Annotated in this window: 21 protein-coding genes and 1 tRNA gene; 9 read left to right on the top strand and 13 right to left on the bottom strand. The window is 45.0% G+C overall.

Going from position 1 to position 25,412, the window contains the following annotated elements; translation table 11 throughout:
- Positions 1-81 precede the first annotated feature (81 nt).
- Both vgrG and K2Y18_07995 read left to right on the top strand, forming a co-directional pair.
- Positions 82-2,127, top strand: a complete 2,046-nt coding sequence (gene vgrG, locus K2Y18_08000) for a type VI secretion system tip protein VgrG (GenBank protein ID MBX9805677.1) — start codon at positions 82-84, stop codon at positions 2,125-2,127.
- 608 nt (positions 2,128-2,735) lie between these two features.
- Entirely contained in the window at positions 2,736-3,131 is a 396-nt protein-coding gene (locus K2Y18_07995; protein MBX9805676.1) for a DUF4280 domain-containing protein, read from the top strand.
- A gap of 68 nt (positions 3,132-3,199) precedes the next feature.
- Here K2Y18_07995 and K2Y18_07990 read toward each other — a convergent pair whose 3' ends face one another.
- Positions 3,200-3,922: a Bax inhibitor-1/YccA family protein gene (locus K2Y18_07990; protein MBX9805675.1), complete on the bottom strand. Its 723-nt coding sequence runs from the start codon at positions 3,920-3,922 to the stop codon at positions 3,200-3,202.
- Between the two features lie 267 nt (positions 3,923-4,189).
- Here K2Y18_07990 and K2Y18_07985 point away from each other — a divergent pair, with 267 nt between their 5' ends.
- Complete coding sequence (locus K2Y18_07985) at positions 4,190-5,020, top strand: hypothetical protein (GenBank protein MBX9805674.1); 831 nt, start codon at positions 4,190-4,192, stop codon at positions 5,018-5,020.
- Positions 5,021-5,050: 30 nt separating this feature from the next.
- On the opposite strand, the gene K2Y18_07980 is transcribed toward K2Y18_07985, so the two are convergent.
- Positions 5,051-6,448, bottom strand: coding sequence for a hypothetical protein (locus K2Y18_07980; GenBank protein MBX9805673.1), 1,398 nt, complete (start codon positions 6,446-6,448; stop codon positions 5,051-5,053).
- Positions 6,449-6,705: 257 nt separating this feature from the next.
- On the opposite strand from K2Y18_07980, the gene K2Y18_07975 reads away from it, so the two are divergent.
- From K2Y18_07975 to uvrA, 3 genes are all read left to right on the top strand, one after another.
- On the top strand, positions 6,706-7,497 hold the full coding sequence (locus tag K2Y18_07975) for a hypothetical protein (GenBank protein MBX9805672.1): 792 nt from the start codon (positions 6,706-6,708) through the stop codon (positions 7,495-7,497).
- 433 nt (positions 7,498-7,930) lie between these two features.
- A complete protein-coding gene (locus K2Y18_07970; GenBank protein MBX9805671.1) occupies positions 7,931-8,914 on the top strand; it encodes a threonylcarbamoyl-AMP synthase in 984 nt (327 codons plus the stop codon).
- Positions 8,911-11,763, top strand: coding sequence for an excinuclease ABC subunit UvrA (gene uvrA / locus K2Y18_07965; protein ID MBX9805670.1), 2,853 nt, complete (start codon positions 8,911-8,913; stop codon positions 11,761-11,763). Before K2Y18_07970 ends, uvrA begins: the two co-directional genes overlap by 4 nt.
- A 22-nt stretch (positions 11,764-11,785) precedes the next feature.
- Here uvrA and K2Y18_07960 read toward each other — a convergent pair whose 3' ends face one another.
- The 3 genes from K2Y18_07960 to K2Y18_07950 all read right to left on the bottom strand — a co-directional run bounded on the left by K2Y18_07960 (position 11,786) and on the right by K2Y18_07950 (position 15,732).
- On the bottom strand, positions 11,786-13,168 hold the full coding sequence (locus tag K2Y18_07960) for a phosphomannomutase/phosphoglucomutase (protein ID MBX9805669.1): 1,383 nt from the start codon (positions 13,166-13,168) through the stop codon (positions 11,786-11,788).
- A gap of 25 nt (positions 13,169-13,193) precedes the next feature.
- A complete protein-coding gene (locus K2Y18_07955) occupies positions 13,194-14,573 on the bottom strand; it encodes a UDP-glucose/GDP-mannose dehydrogenase family protein (GenBank protein ID MBX9805668.1) in 1,380 nt (459 codons plus the stop codon).
- A 118-nt stretch (positions 14,574-14,691) separates the two neighbouring features.
- Positions 14,692-15,732: a hypothetical protein gene (locus K2Y18_07950; GenBank protein MBX9805667.1), complete on the bottom strand. Its 1,041-nt coding sequence runs from the start codon at positions 15,730-15,732 to the stop codon at positions 14,692-14,694.
- A 388-nt stretch (positions 15,733-16,120) separates the two neighbouring features.
- On the opposite strand from K2Y18_07950, the gene K2Y18_07945 reads away from it, so the two are divergent.
- Both K2Y18_07945 and K2Y18_07940 read left to right on the top strand, forming a co-directional pair.
- Positions 16,121-16,384: a helix-turn-helix domain-containing protein gene (locus tag K2Y18_07945; protein ID MBX9805666.1), complete on the top strand. Its 264-nt coding sequence runs from the start codon at positions 16,121-16,123 to the stop codon at positions 16,382-16,384.
- 40 nt (positions 16,385-16,424) lie between these two features.
- Positions 16,425-17,744: an MFS transporter gene (locus K2Y18_07940; GenBank protein ID MBX9805665.1), complete on the top strand. Its 1,320-nt coding sequence runs from the start codon at positions 16,425-16,427 to the stop codon at positions 17,742-17,744.
- A 19-nt stretch (positions 17,745-17,763) separates the two neighbouring features.
- Here the strand turns inward: K2Y18_07940 and galU are convergent, their stop codons facing one another.
- The 8 genes from galU to K2Y18_07900 all read right to left on the bottom strand — a co-directional run bounded on the left by galU (position 17,764) and on the right by K2Y18_07900 (position 25,040).
- On the bottom strand, positions 17,764-18,639 hold the full coding sequence (gene galU / locus K2Y18_07935) for a UTP--glucose-1-phosphate uridylyltransferase GalU (GenBank protein ID MBX9805664.1): 876 nt from the start codon (positions 18,637-18,639) through the stop codon (positions 17,764-17,766).
- A 283-nt stretch (positions 18,640-18,922) separates the two neighbouring features.
- On the bottom strand, positions 18,923-19,378 hold the full coding sequence (locus K2Y18_07930) for an OmpA family protein (GenBank protein ID MBX9805663.1): 456 nt from the start codon (positions 19,376-19,378) through the stop codon (positions 18,923-18,925).
- 153 nt (positions 19,379-19,531) lie between these two features.
- Positions 19,532-20,848, bottom strand: a complete 1,317-nt coding sequence (gene tolB / locus K2Y18_07925; GenBank protein ID MBX9805662.1) for a Tol-Pal system beta propeller repeat protein TolB — start codon at positions 20,846-20,848, stop codon at positions 19,532-19,534.
- Between the two features lie 47 nt (positions 20,849-20,895).
- A complete protein-coding gene (locus K2Y18_07920; GenBank protein MBX9805661.1) occupies positions 20,896-21,789 on the bottom strand; it encodes a TonB C-terminal domain-containing protein in 894 nt (297 codons plus the stop codon).
- 5 nt (positions 21,790-21,794) lie between these two features.
- On the bottom strand, positions 21,795-22,520 hold the full coding sequence (gene tolR, locus K2Y18_07915; protein MBX9805660.1) for a protein TolR: 726 nt from the start codon (positions 22,518-22,520) through the stop codon (positions 21,795-21,797).
- A gap of 3 nt (positions 22,521-22,523) precedes the next feature.
- Positions 22,524-23,270 carry a protein TolQ gene (tolQ, locus tag K2Y18_07910; protein ID MBX9805659.1) on the bottom strand — a complete coding sequence of 249 codons (747 nt, stop codon included), beginning with the start codon at positions 23,268-23,270 and terminating at the stop codon, positions 22,524-22,526.
- Positions 23,271-23,387: 117 nt separating this feature from the next.
- Entirely contained in the window at positions 23,388-24,248 is an 861-nt protein-coding gene (gene miaA / locus K2Y18_07905; GenBank protein MBX9805658.1) for a tRNA (adenosine(37)-N6)-dimethylallyltransferase MiaA, read from the bottom strand.
- Positions 24,249-24,554: 306 nt separating this feature from the next.
- Positions 24,555-25,040 (bottom strand): hypothetical protein, encoded by a 486-nt coding sequence (locus K2Y18_07900; protein MBX9805657.1) that lies wholly within the window; start codon positions 25,038-25,040, stop codon positions 24,555-24,557.
- 284 nt (positions 25,041-25,324) lie between these two features.
- On the opposite strand from K2Y18_07900, the gene K2Y18_07895 reads away from it, so the two are divergent.
- Positions 25,325-25,409, top strand: a tRNA-Leu gene (locus K2Y18_07895).
- Positions 25,410-25,412: the final 3 nt, after the last annotated feature.

The raw sequence follows: 25,412 nt of genomic DNA, 5'->3' as shown, positions 1-25,412 counted from the left end.
ATTTTCCCTCTCAACATTCACAAAAAGTCATGTCAGAATGATCAAGCACTAAAAATAGATTTGTCCGATGAGGCCTACGCCATGCTAACAACGCAAGAAAACATTGATTTTACGATTGAGACACCGCTCGGCAAAGATGCGTTGATTCTGGATCGGTTTGATGGTGTGGAGCAAATCTCGGAACCCTTTTGCTTTTCCCTTGAAATGAATTCGGCGTCTCCCGACCTTGATTTGACAGCGCTTGTGGGAAAAGAAGTGCAAATTACCTATGAATATGGGGGTGAGAAACGCCATTTTTGTGGAGTCGTTGGCACCGCCGAACAAGGGTGGACTGTGCGCAAAGGCGCCAATAATTTCACTTATTATTATGCCAAGGTCTACCCGAAATTTTGGATGCTGAAATTTACCCGTGATTATAAAATTTTTCAAAACAAGTCTGCCATGGACATTATCAAGGAAGTGTTGAGTGACAATGGCGTCACGGAGATTGAGGATAAAACAAGTTCGTGTGGAAAGCGCGTTCGGGAATATTGTGTGCAATATGGCGAAAGTTGCTTTGATTTTATTTCTCGATTGTTTGAAGAGGAAGGCATTTTTTACTTCTTCAAACACTCAAGTTCGAACCATACGATGGTCATTTGTGACGATTCTTTGGGCGCTAAAGATGTATCACCCGATAAAATTGAATTTTTGAAGTCGTATGGCGCAAATCCGCCATTCAATATGGCTTATACACTTCGTATGCAAGAACAAGTTGTGCCCAAGAAGTTTGCCGCTGCTGACTTTAATTTTGAAACGCCAGATACACACCTTTTCAACAAAGTCACCGGTGAAGGTGAAGGGGGACAGATCTATGATTACCCTGGCATTTTCATGAAAACAAATGAAGGGGATCTAATTACCAATCATCGTATCCAGTTTCTGGAATGGGCAAAGACTACGCTGTCGGGAAAATCTACAACGCCAACTTTTTGCTCGATGTTTGCTTTTACTCTGGCTGACCATCCGCGTTCCGATTGGAATGATAAATATGTTCTCTATCGTGTTCATCATCGCATCCAGCAAAATGCGGCAGAAGGAGAAGACCTTTATGAAAATGAGTTTGTGGCTTTTCCTGCAGACGTTCCCTTTCGGGCGCCGAGGGTTACCAAAAAGCCACTCATATACAGTACGCAGACAGCCATTGTTACAACGAAATCGGGGGAAGAAATTTGGTGCGATGAATATGGTCGCATCAAGGTGCATTTTCACTGGGATCAATATGGTACCAAGGATGAGAAAAGTTCTTGTTGGATTCGAGTTGCCCAGTTATGGGCCGGAAACAATTGGGGGGGCATGTTCACACCGCGCATCGGCATGGAAGTTGTCGTCACCTTTTTGGATGGAGACCCGGATCGCCCCTTGATAACAGGATGTGTTTATAATGGGAAAAATGCTAACCCCTATGCTAAGAGCGAGCCTACCAAAAGCACGATTAAGTCGGATACGACCAAAGGTGGTGGTGGATTCAATGAGTTCCGCTATGAGGATAAAAAGGGGTCTGAACAAATCTATCTTCATGCTCAAAAGGATTGGGACAGTGAAGTTGAGCATTCTCGTACCCTTTTGATTAAGACCGGAGATGATACGACCACTATTAAAAAGGGTAAGCGCCTGGTGACATTGAACGGAGGCGACAAAGGGGATGATACTTTGATTCTCGAGAATGGGGACCAGACGATCAAGATTACTGGCGAGCGCAGTATTACAGTTACTAAAGACAATACGTTGAAAGTGACGGGTAATTTGTTGATTGATGTTACGGGAAATATCACGATTAAATCTGCTGCCAATGTCACTATTAAGTCAGGTGCAAATATGACGCTGGATGCTGGGGCCAACATGATTTTAAAATCAGGCGCCAATATGTCTTTATTGGCAGCGGCAAGTTTAAGCTTAAAAGGTGCAATGCTGGCTGTTGCAGGAAAAGCAGGTGCTTCTATGGATGGGGGTTCAGGGCCAGCGATGATGAAGGGTTTGACGGCTACAGTAAAAGGCGACACGGTGGCCGTGATGCAAGGAACAATGGCGACTGTAAAAGGGGACGCCATGGCGGTTGTGACGGCCCCCGTTGTTGCCATTGGATAAGATATATAAGGTCGATCAAATCCTTATGAAACAATGCCTCTTAAGAAATAAGAACTAAAAAAGGAGCAAATAACATGGCCTATCAAGTTGTTCACGGTGCCATGACTTCTTGTACTTTTGGGACATGTGCTGCCCGGTTAAAGATATTGCCTTTCAAGCTTCCAACCCTTTCTCTTGAGGCTATGGTACCGTTTCCACAGTTTGGAATTCATGCAAATTTTGACGCTGCGGGGAATTTGTTATCTCAAGTAAATTTTGAGGCAGGACTGATGCATGGAGAATCTCTGGTTTATGGGGCTGGTGGGGTGATTGCTCAAAAATTTCACTATGTACAAGGGGTCCTCCAGGGAGGTGCAGAGATTTATGCGAATGGTAACTTGATGAGCCGTTTTAGTTTTCATAAAGGAAAACTTGAGGGGGCCTTTCAATGTTTTTCGGAAGGGGTGATGACCGCTTCTATGTCCTTTGCAGGGGGTGTTCGGGCAGGAGCGAGTCGTTTTTATAATGCGCATGGACAGCTTATTATGGAAGCAAATTTTACTGAAGGTTTAGAAAGCGGGATGCGAACCATGTATGATGCTGCCACTGGGGCTGTGTTGAATGCCCAAATGTATGTTAATGGCCGTATAGAAGGGGCTATGCCAGTAGTGATTTTGCCGACCCCTGAAGTAAATTTTGAGTTTAACATGGAGATTGGAGGGGCATTTGCTTTCTCAAAGCCAGCGGCGCAAATTCGGGCTCATATTCCTTTAGTGAATATCGGTCCTTTTTGTTTGTGCTCAAGTCCTATCAATCCCGCTGTTGCTGCAGCAACTGCAGCAGCAGGCGGTGTGTTGACCCCTGTTCCTTGTGTTCCAAAAACGGACTCTCCTTGGATACCAGGAAGTCCAAAAGTCACAACAGCCCATAATGCGGCTTTGAATGATTCGTCTATACTAATTTGTGCGAATGGGGGAGTGATCAGTGTTGATGATCCAGGCCAAAAAGTTGTGAGCATTCCTTAACATAAGACAGAAAAAAAGCCGTATAGGATTACCCATACGGCTTTTGTTATAAGGACAAGTTGAATCGCCTAGCGACGATCCCCAAAGAGTTGGAGCATAGCTAAGAAGAGGTTGAGGAAGTCGAGGTACAATCTCAACGCGCCCATCAACGCTTTCTTTCCCATGACTTCTTCGCCGTCACCTTCATAATACATCAACTTGATGGCTTGCGTGTCATATGCGGTAAGGCCTGTGAATACGATGACCGCAATCACAGAAATCATGAATTCCATCGCGCTGCTTTGCAAGAACATGTTTACGATGCTGGCAATAATAATGCCGATGAGTCCCATAAACATGAAGGACCCCATGCCGGAAAGGTCTTTTCGTGTTGTATATCCCCAAAGGCTCATGGTGCCAAACATGGACGAACTGATGAAGAAAACGCGCGCAATGCTTGTTCCTGTATACATCAAGAAAATGGAAGCCAGCGACATGCCCACAAGAGCGGAATATAGCCAGAACAACCCTTGAGCTGTGGCGTATTTCAGCGAGTTAATGCGAAAGCTCAAGAAAAACACCAACCCGAGTGGGGCAAAAATGACAAACCACTTTAAAGGGGTGCCAAAAATAAGTTGCATCATTTCAGGTGAATTTGCTGTTGCAAAAGAAACACCGCCGGTTAGGAGAAGCCCGAAAGCCATATACATATAGACTCGGCTCAAATATGACCGTAAGCCTTGGTCAATACCCGCTAAAGCTTCAGCTCCTTGGCGGTTGCGCGAAATTACTTTATCGTCAATATTACTCATGGTTTTTTCTCCTTTATTAAACGAAATCTAAGCTATTGTAAGCGATGCAGGGAAAATTTGCAATCCAGAGAATTTGGGGAAGAAGCAGCTGGGGCAAAAAAGACACAATATGTCTAAAATTTGAACAATCGTGAAATGGACATATTGACACACCCCTTAACGATGGTTAAATAACAGTACCTTCGTAAAAGAAGACGTCGCGTTTAAAGATGCTTACGGGGTTTTGAATTATTTTAATGGGCACGCTTATTAGTGGAAGTTAGATATATGATAAAATCGTCTGGGGTATTCATTGCCGTTGTGCTTTTGTTGGCTTCTTCAAGCGCAACTGAGCGGGAAGTAATATGGGATAGCTACAGCCATGATAGCCCAAAATCGCCGAAGGGGATTCTTAACAAAAGGACCAACGACGTACTGGATGAAACCCCTCCATCCACGCCACCTGAAAAATCTGGTGGAACTTTTATTGAAAGTAGATTTAAGTCCAGAAAGCAGTTAGCTCTTGGTGAAGAGGAAGGGGCAACTCCTTCTAAAGCCGAGCTTAATGGTCACTTGGACACTCTTTGCAAAACAATTTTCAGGGAAAGGAAGAGTGCTGCGGGAAATGGTGTTAAAGCAGGTAAATTTTATCAGCAAGCAATGAGTGAGAACGGTCTTACCGATAGTTCTGTCATCAACAAAATTATACACATCATTAGCCTCCAATGTTCTCTGTGGGATTGTAATAATAGTCTTTTCTCCCAAAGAATGGAAACCTTAAGGGCCATCACTCGGAATTTAGATTCTTGTATTGAAGGTAGGGCTAAAGGACATCTCATTAATGTGTTTGTTCTCATTGAGAATTCTCTTTTTCGGAAAGGGTGTTCTGAGAGCCTCGATCGTGACTCCTTAAAGACATTTTGTGATGCAATATCCTCAAGCCTTAGAAATGCAGCTGATGAAGAAGGTTTCTTACCTGATTGTTTGGTTCATTCAGGACACCTTATTATGGAGATTTGCGACGGTTTGAAAAGTGCGCTGAGTTCTGATGAAGTCCTGGCGACTCAACAGTTGAAAGCGGTATTGGAACAGGCCGTAGGGTCGGCTATCAGAAAATAGGACGGGCCATAACCCGTCCTCAAACCATTTTTATTCTTTATCGATATCCATTGGAGTAGGTTGATCTTCTGGAGCTATTGGTTGAAAGGTTTGCGGGCTATGTTCTCTCAGAAGTCGGGAAACGAGTTCCTTCTTTTCCTCTAGGTTGCCTAAGAGCACCAAGCAATCAGCACAGACAGCTGCACAAGGTCTGCAAGGGCCAAAGTCCCCATGATCATGCTCCACAGAGAGGAGTTCTAGAGTATGGAAAGAATTCATATTGTTCATAAAGAATTCATCAAACTGATTCAAGTAGCCTGAGGCTTTTTTGAGACCTTCATATTTTTCCCGGTTGTCATCCAGCCTAAGACTTTCAATGATGAAGGTTTGTAAGTTACCCAAAAAGGTGGTGCTTATTGAATTGAAAATTTCTTTATTACTAATCGATGGTAATCGAAAAGAGCAGTAAATGGCATTTTTTAAATAATAGATGTAAACTGGTCTCAGTTCCTTCTCTAATCCAATAGGATTTTCTGGACTCTTCGACTCATCAATGGCTGCTAGAATACTACGTTGCACTTTCCCATAAGCCTCTGCCATTGCTAATAGTTTTTGTTCATACCATAGGAGTTGATTCGAGATATTAGCATATCTTTCAGCTAAGTTCGTCCTATTCGGATTTTCTTGATATTGCGCATTTATCTTATTAGCCGAGTCAACAAGTTCCTGATATAAGGGAAGATACTCATTAAACTTTTCCAGTGTCGCTTCAGCATCTGCGTGACCTTGTGTGTATTGTGCTATCCAGTATCCCAAAGGAGTGCTTTCTGGCTTCTTCAAGAATTCTCTGTATTCAAATTGCACATTTCTGCGATTTTCTGTTGATTCTTGCATGACTTTTAAAAACCGTTCGCGTCTGTCTTCTATATTTAGCCGATTAGGAATGCGTTGTTCTCCTAAGATACCTTTCGCGTTCCCTAACCTACTTTTCGGAAAAGGAATTGCTTTTGCCATAGGGGCATCAAGGTCCAAAGAAACTTCCTTCCGACTTTCTTCTGTTAGGGGGGTGGAATATTGAACCCACCCTTCACCATCCTCTTCGAGGTTATTTTTGAATTCCGTAACACGCTTTTGAGGCTCTAATGATACGGATTTCCTTCTGGCTAGCTTTTTGGTTTCCGGTTCTTCTGCAATTTTATCTTGTTCTGCTTCATTTAAGAATTCTCCACCTTCAGGTATTACAAAATCTTGAGCCTGATCGGCGAATTTTTCCAATTCTAATGGGTCGTGAACCTGTTTCTCTCGGTCACGCTTCTTTTTAAGTAAAGAAGAACTGCCACTTTCGTAATCAAGCGATTCATGACAGAGGAGGTTGCCCGCTGAATATGAAGCGGTTGACAATCCGATGAAAAAGCCAATAGTAGTAATTGGTAAAATTTTATTAAACATTGCGAAACCTTTTGTGTAAAATTGTAATAAATTAAAGTGTATTTTATTTTTATTTATTATAACTTATGTAAAGTTTCTTTTTACCATTTGCAAGGACTAATTTTGAATTAAATCATTACTACTTAAGGGATGATGGACAGTGTTGTGCTGAAGAATGCTAGCACCACAGGAAAAGGAGGCAACGAGCTTAGTAATAAAGCATTAATGAATATTTGCTATGATACTTGAAACTGGTTCTAATATTTTAGGAATGCTCCATGAAGAAATATATAGCTCTATTTGCGATGATGTTTTGTATAGGCTTTAATCCCTCTCAAGCTGCGGGAAGTCTAGCAGCCCTTGGAGCAGCAGCTGCCATTGGAAAAGACCTGGCACCCGTTATAAAGGAGTTAGCTGAGGAAACGATCGTCGATGGGTTAAGAAGCCTTAAAGACTTGGTTAAAGGGGAGAAATGCTTTATTGGGTGTACGGGCCCAATATCCCATACTTGTTATACCAGGCTTTTGAATTCTGTTTGTTTAAGGAATTGCCAAAGAGTTAAAGATATAGGTAAATACACACTCCTTCTAAGGTTCGGGATTAAAACTGAAAAGAATGTAGACGTAGAAACGTTTAGTTTAAGAAGATGTATATTCAATGCAATGAAATGGAATAAAAAGCATCATCGGAAAATACCTATAAATCCAGAAGAACCCAATACCATCGCTGTTTATTCTCTTGATACGTATAAAGTCCTGGTTCAGGATCTAGCCAGGATAGAAGCTGCTCGAAGGCTGATTGATTCTGAAGGAGAAGAATTATATGAGAAGGGGATCCTTAAAAAGTCTCTGGACCCTAAAATAAAGGCAGCAAATGAAGCTGCGGTGGCACAATTAATAAAGGATGCCAAGGAGTTAAAAGTAAAGCTTAAAGTGAGACTTAATAAAAACATAAAGAAAGGTGTATATGGTCCACAGTTTATTATGAAGCCAGAGGCAACATCTGATGAACTTCCTCAAGATGAAGATAAAATTGGTCCCGACGCGGATCCTGCAGAAGGTTCAAAATAAATATCAAAGGATTGGTCTGTCTTAAAAGCAGGAAATAGATCATAACGGTTGGTGAGGGGTATGAGGGATCCCATTTCGTGTAAACAAATCAAGTCATTGCGAGGAGCGAATGCGACGTGGCAATCCATGTATTTTCAAATATTTTCAAATCCTTGCACTTATTATGATGTTGAAGCTATCAAATACATGGATTGCCACGTCGTTTCAGCACTTCGTGCTTAAACCCCTCGCAATAACTTGATATATTTACATTATTCGTCCCTCACCCGCCGTTTCGCTATGCTCTGTGCGACCCCTCGGTGAAAGCAGCCCTTAAATGATGAGCAACTTGATACACGATCTTTTCCCCCATTCATAATCTCTCCCCTAGAATTTTGAAGTAAAATGCCTTACATAGGGATATGCAAAGAGATGTTAAGGATTTAACGCGAAAATGATTACTGCCCCGACCCCTCAAGGTATTGCTGAAGCTTGTCGCCTATTAAAGGAGGGCCAGGTTGTTGGCATGCCAACGGAAACCGTTTATGGTCTTGCCGGGGATGCCTTCCAGGATAAAGCAATTGCACGCATATATGAGCTTAAAAATCGCCCAACCTTTAACCCTTTGATTATTCATGTAGCGTCGATGGAGGATGCTTCAAAACTCGTTGAGATGACTATAGAGGCCCGCTCTCTCATGGAAATGTTTTGGCCCGGCCCTTTGACGCTTGTTCTCAATCGCGCTAAGAAATGCCCGGTTTCTCTTCTGGCGGGTGGGGGGCTTGATACCCTTGCAATTCGGTGTCCCTCCCATCCCATTGCGGGACGTTTGATTCGCGAATATGGTCGCCCGTTGGCCGCACCGAGTGCGAATCGATCCACAGGGATTAGCCCAACCTCAGCAGATGATGTGGCAGAATCTCTTGGAGATCTGGTGCCTTTGATCATAAATGGAGGACCTTGTGAAGTGGGTCTGGAGTCGACGATCCTTGATTTGTCACGAGAAACACCTGTTTTGTTGCGTCCGGGGAGTATTCTGATTGAGGCTTTAGAGGCCATTGTAGGCCCAATTCGCCTTGCCAAAGATGTAGGCATTGCAGTGAAAGCCCCGGGGATGATGCATCGCCATTATGCACCCCACCGCCCTTTGCGCCTCAATGCACTCGATTGCCAGCCCGATGAAGCCCTTCTTGGGTTTGGGGATGCTGGATCGTTGCCAGTCACACTGAACTTAAGTCCATCGGGAGATTTAACGGAAGCGGCTGCCAATTTATTTAAGATGATGCGTCAATTGGATAAGAAAGCGTACAAAGGTATTGCCGTGATGCCCATTCCGATGACCGGTCTTGGCATGGCCATTAACGATCGCCTCCAAAGAGCCTCAGCCCTTGAAGAAGAATTAGATAGGCCCACTAACCCCCCGAGAACAAAGTCATGACCACGACAAAAATCAGCATTCGAGGTGCGCGCGAGCACAACTTAAAAGATATTCATGTGGATATTCCTCGGGATCGGCTCGTGGTCATTACGGGACTAAGTGGTTCTGGTAAGTCCTCTTTGGCATTTGATACATTGTATGCCGAAGGGCAGCGTCGCTATGTGGAGAGCTTATCTGCCTATGCACGGCAGTTTCTGCAGCTGATGCAAAAGCCAGATGTGGACTCGATTGACGGTTTGAGTCCCGCGATCTCCATTGAACAAAAAACGACCTCTAAGAATCCGCGCTCTACGGTTGGTACGGTCACAGAGCTGTATGATTATTTACGCCTTCTGTTTGCGCGTATTGGAGTGCCTCACTCACCGGCAACAGGCTTGCCGATTGAAGCACAAACGGTCAGTCAAATGGTGGATCGCATCTTGAGTATGCCAGCGGGCACAAAGTTATTGCTTCTGTCCCCCATCGTTCGAGGTCGCAAAGGCGAGTATAAAAAAGAAATTCAAGATTTGCGAAAAAAAGGATTTCAACGGGTTAAGGTTGATGGGACGGTTTATGAAATTGACCAAGTGCCTGCTCTCAACAAGAAAATCAACCACGATATTGAAGTGGTGGTGGACCGCCTGGTTGTGCAGGCGGATATGGGGCAGCGCCTCGCCGATTCTCTTGAAACAGCGTTGGGTTTGAGTGATGGGTTGGTCTTTGCTGAAAAAGTGGATGGGGGCGAGCGCACGACGTTTTCAGCAAAATTTGCCTGCCCGGTTTCTGGATTTACACTTAATGAAATTGAGCCACGTCTCTTCTCTTTTAACAGTCCTCATGGCGCGTGCCCAACTTGTGATGGGTTGGGGGTCGAGATTGATTTTGTGGCCTCTTTGGTTGTGCCTAATGTTCATTTGAGTTTGCGACAAGGTGCCATTCTCCCCTGGGCAACTTCTGAGGGATCGGGGCGCAAACGTCACCATATTAATGAATGGTATGCGCAAGTTTTGGAGTCTCTCGCCAAGCATTTTAAGTTCTCCATGGAAACACCGTTTGGGGAACTTCCCGAAGACATTCAAGAGGTGATTCTCAAAGGATCGAAGGGACACCCCATCCCGCTTATTTTTGATGATGGCAATCGTCGTTACACGACCCATAAGCCATTTGAAGGTGTGTTGCCAAATCTCCAGCGCCGCTGGCGAGAAACGGAAAGTGACTGGATCCGTCAAGATTTGACACGTTATCAGATGATGAATCCGTGCTCCGTGTGCCAGGGGCAGCGCCTGAAGCCGGAGGCTCTGTGTGTAAAAATCGCCCGCCAGTCAATCAGCGAGGTGTGTGCTTTGTCGATTGGGGAAGCGAGCACGTGGTTTCAGAATCTTGAACTCAACCAGAAGCAACAAGAAATTGCCCATCGTATCTTAAAAGAGATTCACAATCGCCTGACGTTTTTGGTCAATGTGGGGCTGGATTATTTGACGCTTTCAAGGGCTTCGGGAACGCTATCCGGAGGCGAGAGTCAGCGCATTCGTCTCGCCTCACAAATTGGTTCTGGCTTGACGGGTGTGTTGTATGTGCTCGATGAGCCTTCCATTGGTCTTCATCAACGGGACAATGATCGCCTGCTCTCTACCTTGAAACATTTGCGAGATATCGGAAATACGGTTGTGGTGGTGGAGCATGATGAGGATGCGATTCGCACCGCTGATCAAATCATTGACATGGGCCCCGGTGCTGGGCGACATGGAGGCGAAATTGTTGCTCAAGGTACATTAGAAGACATTCTGAAAAATAAGAAAAGTTTGACGGGGCAATATTTGTCTGGTGCCCGGAAAATTGATGTGCCACCGAAGAGACGGCCCGGATCAGGGCATGCGCTTACCCTAACGAAGGCAACCGCGAATAACTTGAAGAATGTAACCGTGGATTTTCCCTTAGGCACACTGACGTCCGTGACGGGCGTCTCGGGGGGAGGTAAATCCTCGCTGGTCGTCGAAACCCTATACAAAGCCTTAGCGCGTCATTTCTTTGATGCACGGGATCCCGCAGGTCCGCACGATGAGCTGCGTGGGGTCGAGCATATCGACAAGGTCATCGACATTGACCAATCGCCTATTGGGCGCACGCCCCGCTCCAACCCCGCCACCTATATTGGGTGTTTTACGCCTATTCGGGAATGGTTTGCAGGGTTGCCCGAAAGTAAAGCGCGCGGCTATGCCCCGGGGCGCTTTTCCTTTAATGTGCGCGGCGGTCGGTGTGAGGCGTGTCAAGGCGATGGCGTCATAAAGATAGAAATGCACTTTTTGCCCGATGTGTATGTGCAATGTGATCAATGCCACGGCAAGCGGTATAACCGGGAGACCTTAGATGTGAAGTTCAAAGGAAAATCGATTGCGGATATTTTGGATATGACCGTCGATGAGGCAGTCGACTTCTTTGATGCCCACTCCGGCGTGCGAGAAAAGCTCAAAACCCTTCAGCAGGTGGGCCTTGGCTACATCCATGTGGGGCAGCAGGCAACCACCCTCTCAGGAGGCGAAGCGCAGCGTGTGAAGTTGGCCAAAGAGCTTTCTCGAAGGGCAACCGGGCGGACGGTTTATATTTTGGATGAACCCACAACAGGCCTCCATTTTGAAGATGTACGGAAATTGCTGGAAGTCTTGCATGCGCTGGTGGACCAAGGCAACACGGTCATTGTGATTGAACACAACCTCGAGGTCATCAAAACCGGCGACTGGATCATCGATCTCGGTCCGGAAGGTGGCTTTAAAGGCGGACAGATCGTGGCGACTGGCACCCCTGAAGAAGTGGCGAAGATAAAGAAAAGTTATACAGGACAGTATCTGAAGCCATATCTTTCCATTTCCTAATTTGGGAGCTTTCGGTTCTCTTTTACACCTTCAACCCATGCGGCTCTAAATAGCCTGCGAGATCCATTTGAAGTGCCTCAAGGCCGGTTTGGGTGGCGGATTCGCAGCGGGCAACGAGAGTAGCTTGAGTATTGGAAGCACGAAGGAGCCACCAACCGTGCTCGCGCGAGACGCGAACGCCATCGATTGTTGAAACGGTTGCCTTTTCGGAAGCGAGTTTCTGGGAGATGGTGTCCACAACGTTGAATTTTTTGTCATCTGCACAATCGATGCGAATTTCTGGGGTGTTATAGAAATGCGGTAGGGACTCAATCATTTGATTTAAGGATTGGGGGGACTGCTGAAGGATGTTGATCAGGCGAACGGCGCTGTAGAGCGCATCATCATAGCCGTAATATTTGTCCGCATAAAAGATGTGGCCGCTCATCTCGCCCGCTAGGAGTGCGCCTGTTTCAGCCATTTTTGACTTAATCAGGGAATGGCCCGTGCGCGCCATCAGGATATTTCCGCCGAGCTTTGTGATTTCATCAAACAAGGCTTGTGTGGACTTCACATCCGCAATAATGGTGGCGCCGGGGTTTTGCCTCACTACATCCCGGGCAAGAAGCAGCAACAGCTGGTCCCCCCAAATAATGCGACCCGTTCCGTCCACAACGCCGATGCGGTCCCCATCCCCATCAAAGGCGATGCCGACATCGGCTTTATGTGCCTTCACACTCTCGATCAGTTGGACTAGGTTTTCGGCTACCGTGGGGTCCGGATGGTGGGCTGGAAACGTTCCATCAATTTTCTCGTTCAGAAGAATATGCTCTCCGGCGATGCCCTTGGTGAGCTCTTTCAAGATGTCACCGGTAGCGCCATTGCCTGCATCCCATACAATTTTTAAAGGGTGGTCAATGCTTACAACGGGAGGCTCGTAATCTTGGAGGAGGCGCTCAACATATTGGTCGGCTACATTTTGAGTAAGGAGCGTTCCTGAGGGCCCGACGTTGATCATTTCATCGATCTTTGCAATATCTTGAATATCTTTTCCAAAAAAGGGGCGATTTTGCAACGCCATTTTAAAACCATTGTCAGGTGCAGGATTGTGGGAGCCAGTGACCATGATGGCCGCATCAAATCCAAGCTTCTTCAAGCCAAAATAGGTCATCGGTGTGGGACCCATTCCGAGATCCGTGACATCCATTCCCTTTTCCAGCAATCCCTCAATAAGGGCAGAAGTTAAGGTGGGGGAGGTGAGACGACCATCTCTTCCCACACATACATTCTTTTTCAAGCTCTGAGATAAGGTAATGCCGAACTTTCTTCCAAGAGCTAAGGCATCCGCTTCGAACAAGGTTTTGTTCACTTCTCCGCGAATGTCGTATTCTCGCATAATGGCAGGATTGAATGTGTGAAGGGTCATGAGGTCTCTCTTTGAAGCTTGGCCTTCATGCAACGGACGTTGCCCTTTGGGATGCAAGTTCAGCGCCATAAATGGTCGGGCGACCAATCGAGACATAGTCAAAACCAGCCGCGATCATCTCTTCGGGGCGATAAATATTGCGCAAATCAATGAGGAGGGGGTAACTCAAAAATCCGGCCATTTTGCCGAAATCGAGAGCTCGGAATTCATTCCATTCGGTGAGAATCAAGACAGCATCGGCCCCTTTCATCGCCTCATAGGCGCTCTTTGCCCAACTAATGTTGCTCAAATGCTTTTCCGCTTCTTCCCGACCTACTGGATCATAAGCTTGAATTTTAAGGCCTGCTTCCTGCAAAGCCGGGATAATGGTGAGACTTGGGGCATCGCGCATGTCATCGGTATTTGGTTTAAAAGTGACCCCTAATACCGCAATGGTCTTTCCCTTGGTGGGACCATCGAGAGCTTGAACCACTTTATTTGCCATAGCTTTTTTACGGTCGTCGTTGGATTTAACAACGGACTCTATAATCGAGGTTGGGGCGCCCTTATCTCGTGCTGTTTTGGTAAGAGCAAGCGTGTCTTTGGGAAAGCATGAACCGCCATACCCAGGTCCCACATGAAGGAATTTGCGGCCAATGCGTCCATCCAAACCGATGGCTTTTGCCAAATCTTGAATGTTCGCATCCACTTGCTCACAAACATCTGCCATTTCATTGATAAAGGCGATCTTCATGGCCAGGAAGCCGTTGGCGGCATATTTAATGAGCTCTGCTGTTTCGATGCCGGTAAAAACTAGGGGTGTTTCAATTAAATAAAGGGGGCGATACAGCTGTTGGAGAACGGCCCGTGCGCGATCATGGCCGGCGGGATCACTCTGGGTCCCGATCACAACGCGATCCGGGCGCATAAAGTCGTTGATGGCAGAGCCTTCCCGTAAAAATTCTGGGTTGGAGGCCACATCAAACTCGGCTTTTGACTGGAGGGTCTGGAGGGTTTGTGAAATGATTTCAGACACTTTTCGACACGTTCCAACGGGAACGGTGGATTTGGTAACAACGACCGTGTATCCCTCGAGGGCTTGGCCGATCTCTTCGGCGGCGGCATAGACATAAGAAAGGTCAGCATGTCCATCGCCCCGGCGACTTGGTGTGCCTACAGCTATAAAGACGGCATCTGCTTTAGATACAGCTTCTTTTAAATCCGTTGTGAAGGAAAGGCGTCCAACTTTTTGGGTTTGTTGGACGAGAGATTCTAACCCTGGTTCATAGATCGGGATGATGCCTTTGCATAAATTCTCAATCTTGCTGACGTCTTTGTCGACGCACGTAACATGGTATCCAAATTCCGCAAAACACGCGCCCGTAACCAGGCCCACATACCCAGATCCCACAATTGCAATTTGCATCTTAAAATCCTTTTGTTGTTTGCAAACCCATATAACACCTCACCCCATATAACACCCCAAGGGTGAATTCTGTCAACGTTAAGTCACAGTCTATGGTTCCCTCGATGACTCAATATACTTATTCTAAAGGGGACACGAGCGCTTTATAAAGAGCAAAGAGGTTTTCCTCCTTTTTCCGAGCAGATTCTCGATAACCCTTTAAAACTTCTTCTTTTGGCCCCTTGTTTGATTTACGCGCTTCAACGTATAAGTACTTTGTTTCGATTCCGTCGTTGCTCACTTCATCAATTTCCAGCGGGCGTGAAGGATAGGTGTCTGTAACCTCCTTGCACACTTTCACCTCAAAGCCACAAGCTTCTAAAATGGCCTGGGTCCATTGACATTCATGAACCGTTGGGGATATTGGGGCGAAATCATGAGCAAATGAGAGAGCGTCTGGATAATCCTTTTTGCTGGCTAATGCGTGACTCAAAGGATAATCAAGAGTTTCTCTTAAGAAAGTTTTCATCTGCCCAAGGGTTCTGGTTTCGTCATAGTTGAAGCCAGGAAATAGATCGCCGCGTTTAAATTCTGATACTAAGGTCTCTGTTAATGAGTCGGTTTCCAATGCCTCGGGGCATTGTAACGTTAAGCATAAGTCCCCCTCGGGCTTCAAAAAGGCCTGACAGGCGAGAAGGACTTCCATTAAATCAGAAGGGCACAGACAATGGAGGGAATAGAAAGAGATAATTGAGCTGAAATATTCTTTTTTATTGGCCGGGTTACGGCGTATATAGTCAACAACATTGGGATTTAGACCTAACACACATTTATGATTAAAGGGGTGATTTGAAAAACTTTCAAATATTTTTCTCAACGTAGCACGGCAGGACTCCTTAAATTCAACAGCAACATACTCTACTTTTTTCTCATTTTCTGAAGCCGTTAACAAGGTTTCTTCAATAAAAAAACCGCGGGCGGCTCCAATTTCTAAAATACGAGGTTTTTTAGGAATAAGAACTTGTCCAAGAAGTTGCTGAGGTGTATTTGCATACATAAAATATTCTTTCGAATATTCATGAAATTCAACTGTTTGAGTGCCATTTTCCTCAGCTGCTAGAGTCGTTAAAGACAAAAAACAAACTTGTAGAACGGAAAGGATGAGATTTCTCAAAATCATGATACGGCGCTCTTCTAAAACTAAAAATAAGATTGATGAATAAAGAAAATAAGATAAAGAATTCTTGAGATTTAGTCAAGGTAACTTTTAATTTGTAGTAAGTCTAACGAGAAGTTGATTATTCATGTGGATTGTGTTGTCGGTAAAGAACAATGGGTTGTTGCGTCTTTATGACGCAACAGAGAAAAATGGCATAGAAATTTATATTTTTAGTAAAAATCAATATACAACCGGAGGTTTTGTGGATTTAAAAGGGTGGTGTTCACCTATGAAATATATATTCCATTTAACGCATTAACTTGGCAGTATGTGACACATCAATCAAATTGAACAGAAAAGATACTCACAAAAGAAAATTTACTGTTCAAAATATAAAAGTTTTAATAGAATGACAAAAAAAAGTATATCTTTAAAACCAGGTGAGAGGGTTCACTCAATTAGAAAAAAATTAGGCCTCTCTCGGGCAGAATTTGAGCAACTCACGGGTATAAGCGCAAGCACCCTTCGGTATTTTGAGAACGGTGAAAGAGAGTTGTTGCCTTCTAAGGCGCGCGTATTATCGACGATATTGATATATCGTTTTTGTTTAAAAGAAGAAGAGGCTAGTGAGTCTTTCCTATTACATGGTGTTGATTCTCATAACTTTGTTTAAAGAGAGCACCATAATACAACAATAAATATAAGGACGAATCATGGGTATATTTTCATCTCTTGGCCGTGAACAGAAGCAATCTGCTGTTCTCCTCCAAGCTGGAACATTCTTAGAGTACTTTGATTTGATGCTTTATATTCATATGGCAGTGATCCTTAATGAACTTTTCTTTCCAAAATCAGATCCCCAGACAGCTGCACTCTTGTCGGCTTTTGTATTATGTACCACCTTTGTTTTCCGACCCATTGGTGCTTTGATCTTCGGGTGGATTGGTGACCACATTGGTCGTAAATCTACCATTATTATTACGACAATCATGATGGCTGTTTCCTGCCTTGTCATGGCCAACCTTCCAACATATGCTCAAATTGGCGTTGCTTCTGCCTGGATTATGATCATCTGTCGTATTGCTCAAGGGATGTCCTCAATGGGGGAAATTATGGGGGCGGAGGTATATTTGACAGAGACTATAAATATCCCTGCTCGGTACCCAATTGTTTCGACCTTAGCCATTGCTGCGGATATGGGTGGATTTGTCGCCCTCGGGATTGTGACGCTTGTCCTTACCTATGACTTGAATTGGCGCATTGCTTTCTGGGTTGGGGCATCCATTGCAATTTTCGGTGCTTTTGCAAGAACGCGACTGCGAGAAACGCCTGTGTTTCTGGAGGCGAAAAGACAGTGGTTAATAAAAGGGGTTCAAGAGATGAACCTAGAATATGACCCAGTCGCTGGTAAAAAGTTCAATGAAACCTGGAAAGAACCCATACAAGCCAGAACCCTGACGTCATACTTTTTAATATTTTGTGGATGGCCTTTGTGTTTTTACCTTGGATTTTTGTATTTCAATCCGATGCTCACCGAAACTTATGGGTATTCTCATGATGACATCATTAGGCATAATTTCTATTTATCGATTGTGCCTGTCGTATCCAGCATAACCTTGACATACCTGAGCTGCTTTTTTCATCCCATAAGAATTCTGAAAGTCGTCGGAACCTTAATGCTCCTTCTGATGATCGTGTTGCCATATTTGATTATGAATGCCCATAGCCCCGTCCACATATTTTTGATCCAGTTGCTGATCCTTCTTGTCCCTTTAAGTGCCGCTCCAGCTGATGCTGTCTTTATTAGTCATTTTCCGATCTATCGTCGGGTTACTTTCTCAAGCTTTTTGTATGCAGTCTCCAGAGCGTTAATGTTTATTGTGACTTCGTTTGGGTTGATCTTTTTAGGTCGTCAATTTGGTCATTTTGGCATATGGGCAATCTCGTTGCCCATCACAGTTGCTTACCTCTATGGTCTCAAGCATTTTGAAGGATTGGAGCGCAAACGTCACTTATACCCACATTTCACTTAATTGGGTTTGCTGCTTGGACTTAATTACAATGCTTTCGTATAGAAGTGAGTAAGGAGTCCTTTAAATCAGAGCGAGCGTAGGCAAAGGCAAGGTTTGCTTCAAGCCATCCTTCTTTCAATCCACAATCAAAGCGGGTCCCCTCAAAACGGAGCCCGTGAAAAGGCATGCGTTCGATAAGAGTTGGAAATGCATCTGTGAGTTGAATCTCGCCCCCGGCTCCCTTTTGAACGTTTTCTAATATCGTAAATATCTCAGGTTGAAGAATATAGCGTCCGACAATGGCTGTGTTGGAGGGGGCAGATCCAATGTCCGGTTTTTCAATAACACCTCGGGCCTGAACGTGGGTACTATCTTCCTTCACGACATCTAATATACCATAGCGATTCACTTGCTCGGGCGGTACATCCATGACCGCAACCACATTGCCATTAAGGTGACCATACGCCTCAATCATTTGGGATAGACATGGCTTTTTTGATAAAATAAGATCGTCAGCCAATATCAAAGCGAAAGGGTGATCACCAACCAGATGGCGCGCGCACCAAACAGCATGGCCAAGGCCCAAAGGTACTTGCTGACGAATAAAGACAGCCTGACCTGGATCGAGTTGATATTCTCTCAAAATGGCCAGTTCAGCCAACTTGCCTCGGCTTTCCAACATCTGTTCTAAAGAATAGTTGACATCAAAATGGTCTTCGATCGCTGACTTTCCGTGGGAAGTTACAAAGATAAAATTTTCAATCCCTGAGTCACGTGCTTCTTCAACGGCGTATTGAATCAGTGGCTTATCAACGACCACCAGCATTTCTTTGGGTGAAGCTTTTGTTGCGGGTAAGAAGCGGGTGCCAAGACCGGCGACGGGGAATACGGCTGTGCGAATGGGTGATTGTTTCATTTCTTCTTCCTGTTAGTGTCCTTGCGGTATTTGGTGGATATAGGAGGAGATCAATGGCGGCCCCCAAATCCTCTATCCTCAATTCAAAGGCGCTGTTTAATTTACAATAGTCGATTTTGAGATGATTTTCTAGCTTGGAGGCATGGTATACCATTTATGTTGAGTTCATCGCGATGAGAAAAAGATGAGGACACAACAAATAAAAAACCCCGCCAGGTCATTCCCTATAAAGGGTTTGCTTGGCGGGGTTTTTTGAAGTTCGCAAAACGAACGTTAGTTACAACTATTCAATTGTTGTAACGGCAACGCGGTTTTGTGCGTAAGCTTCCTCGGTATCACCAGCTACTTGCGGGTTGTCCTTACCATAGGAAATTGTTGACAAGCGCTTATGATCTACGCCCAAGTGAACCAATGTTTTCTTCGCGGCGTGCGCACGGCGATCACCCAAAGCTTGGTTGTATTGACGTGTTCCACGATTGTCACAATGTCCAGCAACAACTGCTTTTGTTGCAGGGTATGTTTTTAGCCATCCAGATTGAGCTTCCAATGTTCTTTTGGATTCTTCTGTGATGTGTGACTTGTTGAAGGCAAAGTAAACGCGGTCTTTGATGTTTCTCTTGAAGTCGCCTGGAGTACCAGGAGCACAAGATTCATCAACGTTTACACATTGGTCAGGAGCACATTCGCAACCTACTGCAAATGCACCTAGTACTAGAGCACTTAAAATTTTACTACGCATTATCTATCATCCCTATAATTGTTGATCACATTAAACATTAAACCATATAAAAGTTAACAAATTATTGATGCAAATGAAAAGAGAAAATGAGGTTAGGTCAGCGGATTTTTCCTGGGTGTAGAGAAAATGCCACAGATTCAACCTATTTTCATCCTATTCAGACAATAATCTAGACCATGCTCCGTCCGAGGAGTCTCTGGGGGTTTTGACGGAGCGCAAATTTCGTCCCGTTAAATCAATACTGTAGAGACGACTGTTTCCGCGCTTCCCACCACTTTCTTTGGTAAATAAAAGAACACGTCCATTGGGTGCCCATGTGGGCGCTTCCACGAGATGTCCATCAGCAATAAGGCGTTCATTCGTTCCGTCAACATTCATAACGCCAATGTAGAAGCGTCCCCCAACATGCTTTGTAAAGGCGATGAGATCTCCACGGGGAGACCAGGCTGGTTGAGAGTATTTACCATCTCCAAAACTAATGCACCGAACATTGCCCCCATTGCTGTCCATCACGTAAATTTTTTCTTGAGTTGTCTCAGGAGAAGATCGGTCAGAAGTAAAGGCAATTTGAGTTCCATCCGGGGAGTAGCAAGGAGAGGTGTCAATAACACGATGCTCCGTAAGGCGTTTCACAGCACCGTTACTCAGATTCATTGTGTAAATCGCTGATGTTCCATCTTTAGCAAGACTCATGATGATGTTTTTTCCATCTGGGGAATATCTTGGGGCAAATGTCATCCCTTTAAAATGACCAATGAGACGTTTCTTACGGTTGAAAATATTGATCGCATACACATGAGCCGTTTTATTGACAATGGCAAAATAGGCAATTTCTTTAGAGGCAGGGTGAAACTGAGGGGTTAAAACCATATGAACCCCATCGGTCAAATAGATATTATTATGTCCGTCATAATCCATAATAGCCAGGCGATTCACACGCATTTTGGTTTTGGGACCACTGCTGTCAATGTAGGCAACTTTTGTATCAAAATAGCCAGCTTCACCTGTCACACGATTATAGACAGCATCCGCAATCATATGAGCAACTTTACGCCATTGACCTTCAGCGGCGGATAAAGACATGCCTAACATTTGGGTGCCGTTATAAACGTCGAACAAACGAAATTCAACAGTAACTTTACCGCCGGAAGTTGTGACACGCCCCACCAAAAGGCATTGGGCATTGACTACCCTCCAGTCCGCAAAACGGGGTCCGTTAAAGGCGGATTGCGTATCTTGAAGGAACGCAGCTTTGCTCACCAGGCGAAAAAGGCCAGAGTGTTCCAGATCCGTGCCAACAAGGGCAGAAATTTCTCGACTCTTTTCGTCGTTGGAACCTACAAAATCGGGTATCGCAATTGGGGTTGGGGCAATTTGCCCTTGTGTAACATCAATTTCTAGGGTTGCATGGATTGGGCAAGATAAACCAAACCAGCTTATAAAGACCAAAGATAGTATGAATCTAGCCATGATTAGTGTTCCTCTCATCTTTTATTAAAACACGTTTTTCCCGTGAATTAAAACATTTCTCTTGGGTCAAAGTTAAACGTAAATTCTTTAAACATTTCATATTTGTCTTGCGGTATTGGTAAAGGGCTGCAGTTCGGATCTAACACGGCCCGCCGCGCACTTTCAGCAGCAGTGCGATAAGACAGATCCTTTGCCATACGACCTTTATCCACAATTTCTGCTCTTTGTACCGTTCCATCTCGGGCCACATTAATTTTAATCGGCACCCGTATGTCGCGTGCATCACGCAAGCCAGCAGGGATGATCCAACATCGTGACATGTGTCGGCTCAAAGCATCTTTTTCAGATGCGGTAAGTACCGGGCCTATGGTGGCTGCAGGCGCCCCCTTGCCACGTGAAGGTGCGCCGTCATCTGCGGATTCAATCTCATTCAACAAATCATCAAAACTCTTTGAAGGCTTTTTTTTCTTATCCTTATTATCATCCGGTTTCGTTTTGTCTTTCTTCTTTTTGTCTAAGGTAAGTTCAGCCTTTTGTTTGGGCTTTTCTTCCTTTGGCTTTTCTTTTTCCTTGTCCTTTGGCTTTTTCTTTGCTTTTGGATCGGGAATGGGTTCGGCTTCCTCGGGCTTTGGCTCTGGCTTAGGTTCTGGTTTAGGCTCTGGCTTTATCGGTTCCGGCTCAGGCTGAGGAGTGGGTTCTGGCTGGGGTGGCGTGGGTGGCGTTGGTGCAGGTGTTGGCTTGGGGGGTTCGGGCTGTTCTGCCTCTTTTATAACTTCTGGGGCGAGTTGAGGTGCTGCGCTTTGTTCCGCTACTTGAACAAATTCAATCATCATGGGTGTTTCTGTGGGTCTTGTCGTGTGAAAAGGGTTATAGAATCCAACCAGTATCAAAATGAGTACTGTAAAGTGCAAGAGCCCAGAATAGATAAGCGGACGCTTCATCGGGGTTATGGGCTCCGTATAACTTTGGGGTCATTTGCTGGAATCGGAGTCGGTCTAACAATCCGAACGGCTGGCACTTGAGGGGCAACAGGCGGAGCAGCTCGAGTTTGGGACATGAGGGGCGGTTGTTGTGCCTGCTGGGAAATATTCCCAGACGGCATCATAGCCTGGGGCGGTGGGGCGGAGGGTGTTAGAGGAGCACGTTGGGTAAGCCCGAGAGGCGTCCCACTTTGAGGGGCAGGGGTTGCAAGAGCAGGGGACTTAACTTTTAGATTTTTCCCTTTATCTGGGCCTGTGGGCATTTCTGCAATGAGAGAAACTTTGTTAAAGCCTGCAGCGGCGATGACCCCCATGATCTCCATGACACGCCCATAATTTATCTTTTGATCCCCGCGCACGTAAATTTTCGTATCTGGGTTGCTGCCTGATACAGCGATCAGCCTCTCAATTAAAGCATCCCCTTCCAGTTCCGCTTCTTGAAGATAAGATTTTCCATTGGCATCGACAGAGACAACCAAGGGTTCCACTTGATCATTCATCTTAGCTGCTTTTGTTTTTGGCAGATCAACGGGAACGCCAACGGTAAGCATGGGGGCAGTAACCATAAAGATAACAAGCAGCACCAACATCACATCGACAAAGGGCGTAACGTTGATGTCACAGAAAGCTTGCCCAGTAGAACGGCGCCGCGATCCATGCTTGTGAGAGGCTCGATTAATTGAAACAGCCATCGTTTATGCTTGCTCCTCAAATTGACGGGAAATAATCGCGCTAAACTCATTAGAAAATGCGTCGAGACGATTGGCATAGCGGTTTAAGTCACTGGATAGTTTGTTATAGGCGATAACAGCTGGAATCGCGGCAACCAAACCAACGGCTGTTGCAAAAAGGGCTTCAGCGATACCAGGGGCAACGGCAACAACGGTCAAGTTGGCGTTTTGCTGCGTCGCCAGAGCTTGAAAGCTGTTCATAATACCCAAAACAGTTCCAAACAACCCAATAAAGGGGGCGGTTGCACCTGTTGATGCCAAGAATCCCATATGTCGTTCGAGACGATCCATTTCTCGGCCAACGGTCAATTGCATGACGCGTTCAATGCGTTGTTGCAAAGTTCCCCTCGAATCATTGGAGCTCGCTAAACCTTTTGAGATCGAACGACGCCATTCCCGCATTGCTGCACAGAAAATGGCGCTTAATGGGTCTTGGGGGCGGTTGTTGATCCGATCATAAAGATCATCCAGAGCCCCCCCAGACCAAAAAGATTCCTCAAATTGTTCTGCGCTGGAGTGGAGGCGCCGAAGGCGGATGATCTTTTGAAAGATGATTGTCCAGCACCAAAAAGAAGCAGCGAGCAAGACAATAATAACCAATTTAATAATCGGTGCGGCGTCCCAGAACATCACCCAGAGGGAAAGGCCCTCAGGCAAGGCTGGTGTTGATGCGGCGAGGGCCGCAACTGTTGGAAGAGCTGCTTGATCCATAACTCAAATTTCTCCGAAATTAATTTTTATAAATAGTATAAGTGATTATTATCCAATATTGATGGAAAATTCAAGGGTATCCATCGAAAATTTGGAAAGAAAATACTTGGTGGGGATTTAAGTGACCACTTCTGCTCCCGGGACTTGGCGCGTGAACCACGTTGTTTGACGCTTGGCATACCGTCGTGTGGCTTGTTGGCCAAGGTTTATTGCCTGGTCGAGAGAGATATTGCCCCTTAAATGATTGGCTAATTCAGGCACGCCAACGGCTTTTAGAATTGGGGAATTGGAGTCGATATTTCTTTGAAGTAAATCCTCAACTTCGCTCACAGCACCGTTTTCAACCATCCAAACAAAACGATCATTAATTCGTTGATATAGGACTTCTCGAGGGGGAAGAATAACACAGTATTGGTATTCTAAATCCAGTATCTTTTGAGGTCGACCTTGGCAGTCTTGAAGGGAGGTTTGGGTGCTTCGCACAACCTCAAGGGCTCTGGTAAGGCGTTGGGTGTCGTTGGGGTGAAGTTTGCCCAAAATTTTAGGGTCCTCTTGAGCAACAAGAGCAAAAAAGTCATCTTCCGAAAAAGTGTTCGCCAAATGCCGCGCTTCTAAGCGAATGGACTCTAGTATGTCAGGGACTGGAGACAAGCCCCGCGTTAGGGCTCGCAAGTACAAACCCGTACCCCCAACCACGATCGGCGTTTTCCCTCGCGCCAGCACATCTTCAATGACTTTGCAGGCGGCTTCATACCACCAACCTACGGAGCCGATTTGGTCGCCTTCCAAAACCCCATAGAGATGATGCGCAATGCCCTCCAGGTCAGTGGGTCGTGCAGTGAGAATCTGTAAATGGCTGTACAATTGCATGCTATCTCCATTAATAATCTCACCATCCATACGCTTGGCGAGATTAAGGGCAAAGGCAGACTTGCCGCCAGCGGTAGGTCCGCCGATAATGTAAATGCCAGATGGCATGTGTTTGTTTCCTTAATGACTCTATTTAACAATGCTCATATTTAAAGTTTTCTCCCCCAAAATAATGACGTTGACCAGCAGGAGAGTAGGGCTATACATAGCATAGGGAGCGATTTAACACCAAGAAAAGAAGTCAGGGGAGGCAATTGAGGCTCCCCAAAAAAGAATTTCGATGATGGTAAACAGTCTGTTGCTTTGCTTGTTGTATTGTTTGGGCTTGCGCTTCAACGATTCAAAAAGGAGAGCCACGTTTAAAATTATATAACAGGGGTCTCATCCTATAAGAAAGGGTTAAAGGAAGAATTCTCACATATATGTAATCCCTTCAACAAAAAAAATTGGGAGGTTTTGTTGCTCTCTTAGTGCATTTGCCATAGCTAATATTTGTTGTTTGCTCTTTGGAAATCCATCAATTTCATAATAAACATCATTAACTGATTTACTAACACTTACATTCTGAGATTCCATCCAACCAATCACTCTTTCAAATATTACCCATCGTCTATACTCATCGTTAAGAAAAGAAGCTGCCGGGGGCGTTTTCTTTCGAATTCGTGCCCCCACATTCCTCTTTCGTTGAATATCCTTGGGGTTTAGGTGAGGCAAGGAAGGAATACGCTCCATTCGGCTATGGGTTCGCAAATTATGGCGGGCTAAGACCTTATTGATTGCACTAACAGATCGATTTAAGCTTGCTGCGATTTGTTTTAAAGGAGATCCCTTTAAATATGCATATTTTAAGTAGGATATGTTCTCTTCTGTCCATTTATTCCGTAAATTTTGGTCATTCATAATCAAAATCCTTTACAAATGTATATATTAAGTATGTCTAGTATGCACAATATAAATAGTCCAAGATATTCGTAATTTCAAGTTTTAAATTTGCCCATATTTGGAAAACTAAAAAAATCTGAAGTGAAAAAGATAAATTGACTTCGGGCAGTGAGTTTTAATTATTTTTCTAAGATTGCTCAAGAAAACCTTGCCTCTGGGCGCAAGGGATACTAAAGTATTGAACATACAATTTGGTTCGTGTACATAAAGGAGACCTGTTTGTTTTCCAAGGGGTCTCTTTTGCGGGCGTGGTGAAATTGGCAGACACGCCAGATTTAGGTTCTGGTGACGCAAGTCGTGGGGGTTCAAGTCCCTCCGCCCGCACCATAT

Source organism: Alphaproteobacteria bacterium, assembly GCA_019746225.1.
Lineage (GTDB): Bacteria > Pseudomonadota > Alphaproteobacteria > Paracaedibacterales > VGCI01 > VGCI01.
Note: the sequence above shows the minus strand (reverse complement) of the source record. Positions and strands in the feature narration are given on the sequence as shown.